The following is a 12173-nucleotide window of genomic DNA, read 5'->3' as shown; positions in this document are numbered from 1 at the left end:
CGCATGGCCTCTCCCGAAATCGAAGCGCTGACCCAGGCGCTGGCGCGCCTTCCCGGTCTGGGACCGCGATCGGCGCGTCGCGCGGTGCTGCACCTGCTGAAGAAGCGCGAGGCGGCGCTCGGCCCGTTGCGCCATGCGCTGGAGCAGGTCGACGAACGGCTGGAGACCTGCGCCACCTGCGGCAATGTCGATACCGCCAATCCCTGCGCGATCTGTGCCGACCCGCGCCGCGATGCGCGCTCGCTCTGCGTGGTCGAGGAAGTCGCCGATCTCTGGGCGCTGGAACGATCGCGGCTGTTTCCCGGGCGGTTTCATGTCCTGGGCGGCCGATTGTCGGCGCTGGAAGGCATACGGCCCGAGGATCTGGCGATCGATTCGCTGGTCCGCCGGATCGAGGCGGGCGGCATCGACGAGGTGGTGCTGGCGATGAACGCCACGCTGGAGGGGCAGACCACCGCCCATTATCTGGCGGACCGGATCGAGCGTTTTCCAGTCCGCGTCACCCAACTCGCCCATGGCCTGCCGGTGGGGGGCGAGCTGGATTATCTCGACGAAGGCACGCTGGCGCAGGCGCTTCGCGCCCGTCGACCGATCGGCTGATCCGTCAGGCGATCGGCCGACCCTCATCGGCAAAGGCCGCCGCCACCGCCGCCGCCGCCATGAGCGCGGGCTCGACCCGGCGGGTGCCAAGCAGGTCGCTCATCAGGAAGCGCGCCGAGTCCGGCTGGGTTTCGATCCGCGCCAGTGTCGTGAGCAGCGCCGCCTCCGCCGTGGTCATCCGGGCGCAGCAGCAGGGCGCGATGGCGATGGTGCCGGCCGCGCCACTGGCCAGTTCGATCATCAGCGTGCGCATGAGCGTCAGCGGCCGGCGAAACGCCTGGCCGAAGCTGGAGAAGAACAAATGACCGACGCGGGCATCCCCGATGCCGTGTGCGCCCATCCGTCGCATCGCGAACAGGATGATGCGGGCATTCGGGCATGTCGGCAGCGCATGGGGGATCAGCGTGGCGGTTTCGGTGGTCGTCATCGCACGGGCCTCTCTGGCGGGGTAGGAGGCCATGTTCGCTTGTTCGTTATTGCAAGTCAATAGCAACTAAATCGGGTCTTCATCATTCAGCCGAAGCGCTTCGCCCGCGAGGTAGAGCGAGCCGGCGATCAGGACGATTCCGGGCTCGGCGACCGCCGCCATGGCGGATGGGAGGTCAGGGGCGGCCATCCCCTCGACACCGAAGTGTCCGGCGACCTCGACCAGATGCGCAGCGGCGTGATGATCGTGCCCCGGTACGGGCACGGCAAGGATGCGGCCTATGCCGGGCGCCAAAAGCCTGAGGACGTCGCCGGCATCCTTGTTCGCCAACATGCCCATGACCAATATGGCCCGCCTGCCCTTGGCGATGGTGCGTAGCGCCCGGGCGACCGGTGCTGCGGCGGACGGGTTGTGCGCCCCGTCCAGCCAGAGGTCGGACCCGGCCGGCAGCAGGGCGGTGAGCGGGCCATAACCCAGGCGTTGCATCCGGGCCGGCCATTGCGCCCAATCGGCCGCCGCCCGAAGGCTGGCCTCCGGAATGTGCAGCGCCCCCTGATGACGGAGCATGGCGATGGCGAGGGCCAGGTTGCGCGACTGGTGCGGGCCGACCAGCCGGGGCCGGCGCGTCACCACCGAAAAGCCGGGATCGCTGTAGCGCATCGTCGTGCGCGCGGTTTCGCTCTGCCAGTCGCGTCGGCGTGCGAAGACGGGCGCTCCGGCGGCGGCGGCGACGCTCGCGATCCGCTCGGCGGAGGCGCGGGGATAGTCCATGGTCACCAGCGGCACGCCGGGCTTGGCGATACCGGCCTTTTCGCCCGCGATGGTCACTGCGTCGCGTCCCAGAAAGGCCTGATGGTCGATGCCGAGCGCGGCGATGCCGGTGACGACGGGGGCGGGGATGACATTGGTGGCGTCCAGGCGACCGCCCAGGCCGACCTCGACGATCGTCGCGGCCGCCGGCGTCCGGGCAAAGGCGAGGAAGGCCGCCGCCGTGGTCGCCTCGAAGAAGCTGGGACTGATGTCGCCGGCCACGTCCAAAACCTCTGCGAGTAGCGCGGCAAGCGCGTTGTCGTCGATCAGCGTGCCGGCGACCCGTATCCGCTCGTTGAAGCGGACCAGATGCGGGCTGGAATAGACATGGACGCTGTGGCCGCTCGCCTCGATCGCGGCGCGCAGGAACGCGCAGGTCGATCCCTTGCCGTTGGTGCCCGCGACATGGAAGACGGGCGGCATCGCATGATGCGGATCGCCGAGTCGCAAGAGCAGCCGGGTGATGCGATCCAGGCCCAGGATATCGGCGCCCGGCGACAGCGAGGCCAGGCGATCAAGTTGCGCCTGGACAGCGGGGTGGGCGGAGACTGCGTGGTCGGCCATGATGGCCGCGTCCCTAGCGCGGTTCGGGACAGGGGGAAACCGAGCGATCCGGTGTTGGCTATCCCGGTCGGCGCGTTCTACAGCGCGACCGTGTCTCCTTTCTTTCCCCAAATGCTTGCATGACGAACCGGATCTCGGCCCTGCTGCTTGCCGGCGCGAACTGGCACGAGCGGCTGATCGCGTGCCTCGGCGCGGTGCTGGGCATCGGCCTGACCATGGTCGTGTGCGCCGGCGTGCCGATGGCCGCCGCCGACCTACCGATCATCGTCGCGCCGCTCGGCGCTTCGGCCGTGCTGGTCTTCGCCGTGCCGTCGAGCCCGCTGGCCCAGCCCTGGCCGGTGGTGGGCGGCAATATCCTGTCGACGCTGGTGGGCGTGACGGTGTTCAAGCTGATCCCGCACCCGACCATCGCCGCCGGGGTGGCGGTGGGCTGTGCGATCCTGGTCATGTCGCTGCTGCGTTGCCTGCACCCGCCGGGCGGGGCGGCGGCGCTGACGGCCGTGATCGGCAGCCAGGGCATCCATGCGGCGGGCTATGACTTCGCCTTCGCGCCCGTGGGGATCAACTCGATCGCGCTGGTCACGCTGGCGATGATGTTCCACCGCGCGACGGCACGATCCTATCCGCACCAATCGGCCCCCGCGTCGGCGCCGGGCCTCCATGCCGCGGATATCGATGCGGCGCTCGAGGAGATGCACGAGTCCTTCGACATCGCGCGCGAGGATCTGGAGGCGCTGCTGACCCGCGCGGAGGCTCATGCCGCCGCGCGGGTTCGCGGACGGAGGAGTTAAGCGGCGGCCGCCGTCCGGTTGCCGCAGAGATAGCCGATCACCTGCGCCAAGCGCTCGCGCAGATCCTTGCGATGCACGACCATGTCGAGCATCCCATGGTCGAGCAGATATTCGGCGCGTTGGAACCCCTCGGGCAGCTTTTCGCGGATCGTGCTTTCGATCACGCGCTGGCCGGCGAAGCCGATCAGCGCACCGGGTTCGGCGATCTGCACGTCACCGAGCATGGCATAGGAGGCGGTGACGCCGCCCGTCGTCGGATCCGTCAGCACGACGATATAGGGCAGGCCCGCGTCGTGCAACATCTGGATGGCGACGGTGCTGCGCGGCATCTGCATCAGGCTGAGAATGCCTTCCTGCATCCGCGCGCCGCCAGCGGCGGTGAAGATCAGGTACGGGCTGCGATCGGCGATCGCCGCCTCGACGCCGCGTACGAACGCCTCGCCGACCGCCAGACCCATCGACCCGCCCATGAAGGCGAAGTCCTGCACGCCCATCACGACGCGCTGGCCCAGGATCGTGCCACGCGCGTTGATCAGTGCATCCGGTTCAGCGGTGGCGGCGCGGGCGGCGCGGATGCGATCGCCATATTTCTTCGAGTCGCGGAACTTCAGCGGATCTTCCGGCACCTTGGGCGCGGGCAGTTCGTTGCAGCTGCCGGGATCGAGGATCTGGGCGAAGCGGACTTTGGGCCCGATCCGCTCATGATGCTCGCAGCGCGGGCAGACATAGAGGTTCTCGGCCAGCTCCTTGGTAAAGATCATCTGCCCGCATCCCTTGCACTTGTGCCAGAGATGATCGGGCGTCTCCTTCTTCGCGACGAAGGGGAGGGCGTTGCGGACGCTGTTCAGCCAGCTCATGCGGATACCTTGCGGGCCGATGCGACGGCATCGGCGAGACTGCGGACATAGGCGGTCACGGCGGCGGGCGCCTCGGCCCCGTCGCGCGCGACCAGTTCGACGATCGCCGAGCCGACGACGACGCCATCGGCGACGCGCGCGATGGCGGCCGCCTGTTCCGGGGTGCGGACGCCGAAGCCGACCGCGATGGGCAGGTCGCTATGCTGCTTGAGCCGCGCGACGGCCGTCTCGATCGAGGATTGCGCCGCCTGTTGCAGGCCGGTGATGCCCGCGACCGAGACATAATAGATGAAGCCCGACGCGCCGCCCAGCACCTGGGGCAGGCGCGCCTCGTCGGTGGTCGGGGTCGCGAGGCGGACCAGATCGATCCCGGCGGCGCGGAGCTGCGGCCCGAGCGAGTCGTCCTCCTCCGGCGGAATGTCGACGCAGATCACGCCGTCGACCCCGGCCTCGGCCGCAGCGGCGGCGAACCAGTCCGCCCCGCGTCGCAGCATCGGATTTGCATAGCCCATCAGCACCAGCGGCACCTGCGGATGACGCGCGCGGAAGTCGGCGGCGATGCGCAGGATGTCGGCGGTGGTGGTGCCGGCGGCCAGGCTGCGAATGTTCGCCGCCTGGATCGCGGGGCCATCGGCCATCGGATCGGTGAAGGGCATGCCCAGCTCGATCACGTCGGCTCCGCCCGCGACCAGCGCGTCGAGGATCGCGGGCGTCGCCGCCGGGGTCGGATCGCCGGCGGTGACGAAGGCGACCAGCGCGGGCCTGCCGGCGGCGAAGGCGGTGGCGAGGCGGCTCATATCGTCACCCCCAGCGCCTCGGCGACGGTGAAGATATCCTTGTCGCCGCGCCCGCACAGATTGGCCAGGATGACCTGGTCGCGCCGCATCGTCCGTGCCCGTCGCGCGACGGCGGCGATGGCATGGCTGGGTTCCAGCGCGGGGATGATGCCCTCGGTCCGGCAAAGCAGCTGGAAGGCGTCGAGCGCCTCCTTGTCGGTGGCGCTGTCATATTCGACGCGGCCGATATCGCGCAGCCAGGCGTGTTCGGGGCCGATGCCAGGATAGTCGAGCCCGGCCGAAATCGAGTGCCCCTCGGTGATCTGTCCGTCCTCGTCCTGGAGCAGATAGGTCTTGTTGCCGTGAAGCACCCCGGGAAAGCCGCCGGCCAGGCTGGCGGCATGGTCCTTGTCCAGGCCGTGACCGGCCGCCTCGACGCCGAGCATCGCGACCTCGGGATCGTCGAGGAAGGGGTGGAACAGGCCGATCGCGTTCGACCCGCCGCCGATCGCCGCGACCAGCAGGTCGGGCAGGCGGCCGGTGCGCGCCAGCATCTGCGCCCGCGCCTCGCGCCCGATCACGCTCTGGAAGTCGCGGACCAGTTCCGGATAGGGGTGCGGGCCGGCCGAGGTGCCGATGATGTAGAAGGTGTCGTGGACGTTCGCGACCCAGTCGCGCAGGCCCTCGTTCATCGCATCCTTTAGCGTCTGCGCGCCCGAGGTGACGGCGCGCACCTCCGCGCCGAGCAGCTTCATGCGGAAGACGTTGGGCTGCTGCCGCTCGACGTCCTTGGCGCCCATATAGATGACGCATGGCAGGCCGAAGCGTGCGCAGACGGTCGCGGTGGCGACGCCGTGCTGTCCGGCCCCGGTTTCCGCGATGATCCGCGTCTTGCCCATCCGTATCGCCAGCAGGATCTGGCCGATCGTATTGTTGATCTTGTGCGCGCCGGTATGGTTCAACTCGTCGCGCTTGAACCAGACCTCCGCCCCCATGCCCTCGGGCGCGCCGACGCGCAGCGCGTCGGTCAGCCGTTCGGCGTAATAGAGCGGGCTCGGCCGGCCGACATAATGTTCGAGCAGGTCGTCGAACTGGGCCTGGAATGCCGGATCGGCCTTGGCGGCGCGATATTCGCGTTCGAGATCGAGGACCAGCGGCATCAGCGTCTCGGCGACATAACGGCCGCCGAAGGCCCCGAAATGCCCGCGGTCGTCGGGCTGCGTCGTGTAGGAGTTTGGCGCGTTCATCGTTGCGTCGCCTGAAGGAAGGCGGCGATCTTGTCCATATCCTTGACGCCCGATTGCCGTTCGACGCCCGATGAAACGTCGACCAGCGACGCGCCGGTGCGCGCGATGGCCTCGCCGACATTGACCGGATCGAGCCCCCCGGACAGTGCCCAGGGCAGGGGATGGCGGAAGCCGTCGAGCAGGCTCCAGTCGAACCGCAGGCCCATGCCACCGGGCAGGGCCGCACCGGGCGGGGTCTTGGCATCGTAGAGGATGCGACCCGCCGCGCCGACATAGCGCCGGGCCTCGTCCAGGTCGGTCCGCGTGCGGACCGCGACCGCGGCCCAGCATTCCAGCCCGGTACGCGCGGCGATGGCGGCGATGCGGGCGGGGGCGGTCTTGTGCAGCTGGAGGATGTCCAGCCGCCCCGCCGCGATCGCCCGGTCGAGCATCGCGTCATCGGGATCGACGAACACGCCGACGCGCCCGACCGAGTCGGGCAGCGGCGCGGCGAGCCCGGCGGCGCGGTCGAATTCGAGATGGCGGGGGCTGGGCGGGAAGAAGACCAGGCCGATATGGCTGGCGCCGCCACGAATGGCGGCCCCGATCGTCTCAGGCGTGGTCAGCCCGCAGATTTTGGCAGTGGTGGGCATGACAGGCCCTATAGCCATCATGCGGATCGGCGAAAGGGTCAGAGCGTCGCCTCGATCGCGCGGGCGGCCTGATCCGGGTCCTCGGCCTGGGTGATCGGGCGACCGATGACCAGGATCGATGCGCCCGCGTCCACCGCGGCGCGCGGCGTCACCACGCGCTTCTGGTCGCCGACCGCCGCATCGGCGGGCCGGACGCCCGGCACCACGAAGAAGCCCTGCGACCACAGTGCCTTGGCGGCGGCGACCTCCGCGCCGGAGCAGACGATCCCGTCGATTCCGGCCTCCTGCGCCAGCCCGGCGAGCCGCACGACATGATCATGCGCGCTGCCCTGCACGCCGGTGGCCGACAAGTCGCTGGCGTCGAGGCTGGTCAGCATCGTCACCGCCACCACCTTGGTGCCGGTCGGGGCGGCGGCCTTGGCATCCTCCAGCATCGCGCGGCCGCCACTGGCATGGACGGTCAGGATCGCGGGATGCAGCGGATGGAGCGCCTGCACCGCCTTGGCGACGGTGTTGGGGATGTCGTGGAGCTTGAGGTCGAGGAAGATGGGGAGGCCGAGCGCCGCCATCTCGCGCACGCCGGACTGGCCATGCGCGCAGAAGAATTCCAGCCCCAGCTTGATCCCGCCGACATGATGCCGGACGCGCGTAGCCAGCGCCTTGGCGCGGATGAGATCGGGGGTGTCGATCGCGACATAGACGCGGTTGCTCACAGTGTGGCTCCCGCCGACGGCGAAAGGGGGGTGACGGCAGGCTCGGCGATCGTCGCGGGCAGGGCGACGGGTTCGATCGCGGCATGGAGCGCGCGCGCCTCCGCCAATTGCCGTTCGCAGGTGGTCAGCCGCTGCCGCAAACGCCAGCGCCGCGCCGCCTGCCAACCGAGCGTCGGCAGCAGGCCGAGCAGGAAGGTGACCAGCAACAGGAAGGGCAGGTTGATGTCGGCGACCAGGTCGCCGGGCAGATGAACCGGGATCGACGTCCAGTTCGCGATCGTGAACAGCGCAGCCAGAAAGGCCAACAGGCACCAGAACAGGATCTTCAGGAACTGCAATGCGCGTCTCCACGGATGGGGAGGGAGAGGCTAGCCGGACTCGGCCGATTTGACCAGAGCAGGCGGTAGCAGGCGACCCGATCAACCGATCTCGCGACGGATCTGCGCGATCAGCGCGGCGGCAGTGGCGAGGCGCGGTTCCTCTTCGTCGAGGATCGCGAGGAAGGCGGCACGCTTGATCGCGGACAGCCGTCCCGCGCGCAACCGGGACCCCATCGGCAGGGTGGAGACGATGATGTCGATCATCCGCTCCGCCCCGTGCAGCCGGCCCCAGAGATAGTCGTTCTCGCGATAGGCGCGGCTGAAGAAGGCGCCGAAGCTGTTGAACTGGATGCCCTTCAACGTCGCCTCCGCGCCGCCGGCCCGGATCGTGGCGGCGTCTTCGGGAGCGATGCGGTCGACCTTGATCGCGTCGAACTCGTCCATCCCCTCGCCGCCGAGCAGCGGCAGCGTCGCCGTGTCGTAGAAGGGGAAGCCGAGATAGGCGAGCAGCAGGGGCCGTCGTAGCGGGCGCGGCAGCGCGGCGAGCGCCATGCTCAGTCGTTGGTCGGCCTGCGCATCCAGACCGGCCAGGTCATAGGCGGTGGCGATCGAGTCGAGCAGCGGCATCGCATCGCCGCCCATGCTGCGGGCGAGCGGCCGGAGGGTCAGCAGCGGCTCCAAACGCTGGCAGTGGAGATAGCCGGCGAGCGATTCGAAGATCGCGTCGTGCATCGGGCTCAGCGCCGCATCTTCATTGACCGCCTCCATGTCCGCTAATCGGCGGGCGAGCAGGCGCAGGCGGCGGATGCGGAAGCCGATATCATAGGCGCGAAGCAGCGGGATGCCGCCCCGGCCGGGCTGGGCGGCCAGCGCCGCCTGGATCAGCGCGCGCGCGGTGCCCCGTCGACGCGTGCTCGACTCACCGATCAATCCGGCGATGGTCGTCGCCAGCCGCTCGACCACGCCATCGCGCTTCACCGCCTCATAGGGAGCGAAGGCATAGCCGGCCTGGTTCACCGCTGCCTGCTGTGCGCGGTGGCGCCATGCCGCCAGCCGCTTGGGCGTTGGCCGATCGAGAAACAGGGTGTGGCCGAACACCGCCTCGACCTGCTCCTCCACCGCCGGGCGCATGGCGGCGACCACGCCGGCCATGCGCTCGACCCGGCGGCTATGCTCGGCGATCGCCTCCAGATTGTCGCGGATCGGCTGCTGGCGCGGCAATTCGCTGACCGCGCCGATGATCGTCTGGAAGAAGCCGGGCTGCGCGCTGCCGCTCGCCAGCCGGAATTTGGGACCGGGCGAGGGATCGATATAGACGAAGCGCCGGTCGATCTGCCGCCGGGCCGGGCGTTCGCGCAGCGCATCGATCGCCGGGCCGAACGGCGCGTTGGCGAGAACCGAACCGTCGATCAGCACCGCCGTATCGAGCGCGTTCGCCGCCGCCTGCCGGGGCAGGATACGGCGCAGGAAGGCGCGCCGGCTAGGCCAGGCGAGCCGCCGCTCTTTCAGTACGCGGTCCAGCTCGCCGACCATGAAGGGCGGGAAGGCGCCCGGGAAACTGGACGTCGATCGCGCCGCGAAGGCGAGTTCCGGCAGGGCTGCCAGGGTGGGAAGCAACCGGCCATGGTCCGAAAATCCGACGACCAGGCGATGCTCCGTCTCCACCACCTCGGGCGGCGAGTTGAGGGGCAGGCGTTCGGGATGGCCGGTGAAGTCGGTGACGGTGACGAACAGGTCGAGCGGTTGTCCATCCGGCAGCAGGCGCGGGCCGCGCTCGGAAGCGGCCATCGCGTCCAGCGCGTCGAGCAGCAGGCGGGTGAAGGTCGCGCCGCCAAAGGGCGGCTCGAACCAGCGCGAGCGGACGAAATGCGACAGCTTGGCGCGCACCTCCTCGCGCGTCCGGGCATCGGGTAGCTGGTCGACTTCGGCGGCGCTGCGCCCGGCGGCCATCCAGGCCAGCGGCAGCGCCCATAATTTGGAGAAGCGGCTGGCAGGAGCGGCCTGGGGATCGATCAGCGCCTCGACATCGGCGGAGGCGAGCCAAAGGTCGGTCAGCGGATCGAGCGACTGTCCGGTGGCGATCGCCTGGCCCAGGAAGATCCCATTGATGCCGCCGGCCGAGGCACCCGCGACGATGTCGGCCAGGACGCGGAGGCGAAGGCCATTCTCCGCCTCGATCTCGGTGAGCAGCGCGTGATAGACGTGATCGGCGCCCGGAGAGGGCTGCGAGCCGTCGTGACGCGCGCGGCTGGCGCGGGCGACGTGCCAGATCTCCTTGGTGATGCCGTGCATGTAGACGGCCAGGCTGATCCCGCCATAGCAGATCAGCGCCAGGCGCAGTTCCTTCTCGCGCACGATCAGGCGCGCGGGGCCGTGGTCCGGCCCCCCTGTGATCCTCTCTCCATCCTCCCTTTATAGCCGCATATCACGCCGGTGCGAGCGTCGCCCAGATCGGCAAGTGATCGGACGCTATCCGTGCCGCCGGGCTGGTGTGGACGCCGCAGTCCACCGTGCGCATCTGGCGCGACACCATGATCCGGTCGAGCCGCCCGATCGGTCGGCGGGCGTGGAAGCTGGGACCGGTCGCGGCCATGGCGAAGTCGCGGCTGAAGTCGCGCAGGCAACCGGAGGCGGCGGTCCATTCGTTGAGGTCGCCCATCATCACCGTCGGCATGGTTTCCGGGGCGGCATCGACATGCGACAGGATCGCCGCGGCCTGCCGCCGTCGCCACAGGCCGGACAGGTCGAGATGCATGCCGACCACGCGGATCGGCTGATCGTCGATCAGGAGGTCGGCCACCACGGCGCCGCGGGGTTCCAGCGCGGGAAGGTGGATCGTGCCGCAGCTCCGAATCTCGGCGCGCTTGCGAACGAGCAGGGCGTTGCCGTGCCATCCCATCGAGGTCGCCCGTCGCGCGACCGCGACCGGCTTCCAATCGCTATGCTCCTCGATCAGATGCGGCGACAGTACCGCCGCCCGCGTACCGAAGCGCCGATCCGCCTCCTGCAACGCGATGATGTCCGCATCGATCTCGCGGAGCACCTCCAGGATGCGTTCGGGGTTGCGCCGTCGGTCGGTGCCGATGGCCTTGCGCATGTTGTAGCTGGCGACCTTGATCATTTCGGCGGTGGAACGCACCGGGTCGGGGACCGGTTGCCTCCTCGCGCGTTCACCATGCGAAGGAGTTCATCATGGTCGACAAGCGTGACATCACACCGCCCCAAACCGACGACACGCAGGAGATGCGCGGTAATCCCTTGGGCGACAAGGGCCATTATTCCGGCGAGGAATATGACAGCCATGCGGCGATGAGCCCGGGGCAGATCGCGGTCGGTGCGGGAGAGGGCGGTACGGCGCGTACGCCGATCGATGCCGCCCACCGCCCGGGAGAAGCCATCCCCGATGAGGCCGGACGCCGCGCGCATATCGATCAGCGGACCGGCGAGGTCCATGGCAGCGGCATGGGGGCCGGCAGTGGTTCGGAAGGCGAGAATTACGACGACGACTGATCATCGATCCGTCCGGATGTCCGTTTCACCACAGAGTGGTAATCCCTCGGTTTGACGGACACCGATGATAGGCGCAGCGGAGCCGCAGGTGTTTCTGATTGCGGTACGACGAAGCATCGCTTCACGGGCGAGTTCAAGCGCGAGGCGATGCTATTGTGGGAAATGAGCGGCCGATCGCACCCGCTAGAATCGGTGCGCCGTCAGGGCGTGGACGCGGAGGCGTGGGAATACATCTTCCAGTGGCTTGGTGTCCGGCAGTATATAGACATAGCCGCCCTTCTTTTGGAAAAGCGGACGCAGTGCCGAGCCGTAAAAGGCCCGTGGCACGTTGATGCAGCCGAAGGTGATGCGATTGTCATCGGGTTCCGGCGAAAGCAGCCGCTCGCGACGCATCTCGCGCTTCGCGGCGTCTCCGGGGATAGGGTGGATCGCGACGCTGTTGGTATAATCGACCCATAGCACCTTCTGCCGTCCGGCGGCATAACCGAACTTTGCCAGGAAGCGGCCCGCAGGCGTCGTCTTCTCGGCCGGCCCGATCTCACCGAGCGTCTTGCTGCCGACACCCGGGGTGGCATCATCACCCGGGGCGATGCCAATCAGCACGGGCACCTGCGCGACTGGCCTCCCTCGACCGTCATAGAGAAGCAAAGACGCGCTGTTCTTGTCGATCACGGCATAAGGCAGGGCGTGATTGTCGCCGGACGCGGCGATCCATGCGGCGACCCGCTCCGCATCGGGCGATGCCATTATCGTCGGTGCGGCGCGACGGGATAGCTCCGACGGCCCCGATCGGGCGTCCGTTTTCGGCGTCGAGGTGGCTTGGACACCGGTGGCGCACAAGGCCAGACCCGCGAGTGGGACGAAGATCTTGATCATCGGCTCCTGTATCGAGGGGCGTCCCGCCTGTGGAGTGGGACGCCCCGGAC

General features: G+C 68.9%; 14 protein-coding genes. 3 read left to right on the top strand and 11 right to left on the bottom strand.

Going from position 1 to position 12173, the window contains the following annotated elements; genetic code table 11:
• Positions 1-3: 3 nt before the first annotated feature.
• Positions 4-600 carry a recombination mediator RecR gene (gene recR / locus BRX43_RS04935; RefSeq protein WP_125993749.1) on the top strand — a complete coding sequence of 199 codons (597 nt, stop codon included), beginning with the start codon at positions 4-6 and terminating at the stop codon, positions 598-600.
• Positions 601-604: 4 nt separating this feature from the next.
• On the opposite strand, the gene BRX43_RS04930 is transcribed toward recR, so the two are convergent.
• Positions 605-1027 (bottom strand): DUF6628 family protein, encoded by a 423-nt coding sequence (locus BRX43_RS04930; RefSeq protein WP_125993748.1) that lies wholly within the window; start codon positions 1025-1027, stop codon positions 605-607.
• Positions 1028-1093: 66 nt separating this feature from the next.
• A complete protein-coding gene (locus tag BRX43_RS04925; RefSeq protein ID WP_125993747.1) occupies positions 1094-2401 on the bottom strand; it encodes a bifunctional folylpolyglutamate synthase/dihydrofolate synthase in 1308 nt (435 codons plus the stop codon).
• Positions 2402-2520: 119 nt separating this feature from the next.
• Between BRX43_RS04925 and BRX43_RS04920 the strand changes: the two genes are divergently transcribed.
• Positions 2521-3192 (top strand): HPP family protein, encoded by a 672-nt coding sequence (locus tag BRX43_RS04920; protein WP_125993746.1) that lies wholly within the window; start codon positions 2521-2523, stop codon positions 3190-3192.
• Here the strand turns inward: BRX43_RS04920 and accD are convergent.
• The 8 genes from accD to BRX43_RS04880 all read right to left on the bottom strand — a co-directional run bounded on the left by accD (position 3189) and on the right by BRX43_RS04880 (position 10858).
• The gene (gene accD, locus BRX43_RS04915) at positions 3189-4049 is read right to left on the bottom strand and encodes an acetyl-CoA carboxylase, carboxyltransferase subunit beta (RefSeq protein WP_125993745.1); all 861 of its coding nucleotides are present in this window, start codon (positions 4047-4049) and stop codon (positions 3189-3191) included. The two genes, BRX43_RS04920 and accD, sit on opposite strands and share 4 nt — an antisense overlap.
• Positions 4046-4846: a tryptophan synthase subunit alpha gene (trpA, locus tag BRX43_RS04910; RefSeq protein ID WP_125993744.1), complete on the bottom strand. Its 801-nt coding sequence runs from the start codon at positions 4844-4846 to the stop codon at positions 4046-4048. The genes accD and trpA overlap by 4 nt, the downstream gene beginning before the upstream one ends.
• A complete protein-coding gene (trpB, locus tag BRX43_RS04905; RefSeq protein ID WP_125993743.1) occupies positions 4843-6072 on the bottom strand; it encodes a tryptophan synthase subunit beta in 1230 nt (409 codons plus the stop codon). The genes trpA and trpB overlap by 4 nt, the downstream gene beginning before the upstream one ends.
• Entirely contained in the window at positions 6069-6704 is a 636-nt protein-coding gene (locus tag BRX43_RS04900; protein ID WP_125993742.1) for a phosphoribosylanthranilate isomerase, read from the bottom strand. Before BRX43_RS04900 ends, trpB begins: the two co-directional genes overlap by 4 nt.
• A gap of 38 nt (positions 6705-6742) precedes the next feature.
• Positions 6743-7417, bottom strand: a complete 675-nt coding sequence (gene pyrF, locus BRX43_RS04895; protein WP_125993741.1) for an orotidine-5'-phosphate decarboxylase — start codon at positions 7415-7417, stop codon at positions 6743-6745.
• Complete coding sequence (locus tag BRX43_RS04890) at positions 7414-7755, bottom strand: hypothetical protein (RefSeq protein ID WP_125993740.1); 342 nt, start codon at positions 7753-7755, stop codon at positions 7414-7416. The genes pyrF and BRX43_RS04890 overlap by 4 nt, the downstream gene beginning before the upstream one ends.
• Positions 7756-7836: 81 nt before the next feature.
• On the bottom strand, positions 7837-10092 hold the full coding sequence (locus BRX43_RS04885; RefSeq protein WP_125993739.1) for a patatin-like protein: 2256 nt from the start codon (positions 10090-10092) through the stop codon (positions 7837-7839).
• 70 nt (positions 10093-10162) lie between these two features.
• Positions 10163-10858, bottom strand: coding sequence for an endonuclease/exonuclease/phosphatase family protein (locus BRX43_RS04880; protein ID WP_125993738.1), 696 nt, complete (start codon positions 10856-10858; stop codon positions 10163-10165).
• A 71-nt stretch (positions 10859-10929) separates the two neighbouring features.
• On the opposite strand from BRX43_RS04880, the gene BRX43_RS04875 reads away from it, so the two are divergent.
• Complete coding sequence (locus tag BRX43_RS04875) at positions 10930-11247, top strand: hypothetical protein (protein ID WP_125993737.1); 318 nt, start codon at positions 10930-10932, stop codon at positions 11245-11247.
• Between the two features lie 183 nt (positions 11248-11430).
• Here BRX43_RS04875 and BRX43_RS04870 read toward each other — a convergent pair whose 3' ends face one another.
• Positions 11431-12123: a hypothetical protein gene (locus BRX43_RS04870; RefSeq protein ID WP_125993736.1), complete on the bottom strand. Its 693-nt coding sequence runs from the start codon at positions 12121-12123 to the stop codon at positions 11431-11433.
• Positions 12124-12173: the final 50 nt, after the last annotated feature.

The organism is Sphingomonas sp. S-NIH.Pt15_0812 (assembly GCF_003951315.1).
GTDB lineage: Bacteria > Pseudomonadota > Alphaproteobacteria > Sphingomonadales > Sphingomonadaceae > Sphingomonas.
Note: the sequence above shows the minus strand (reverse complement) of the source record. Positions and strands in the feature narration are given on the sequence as shown.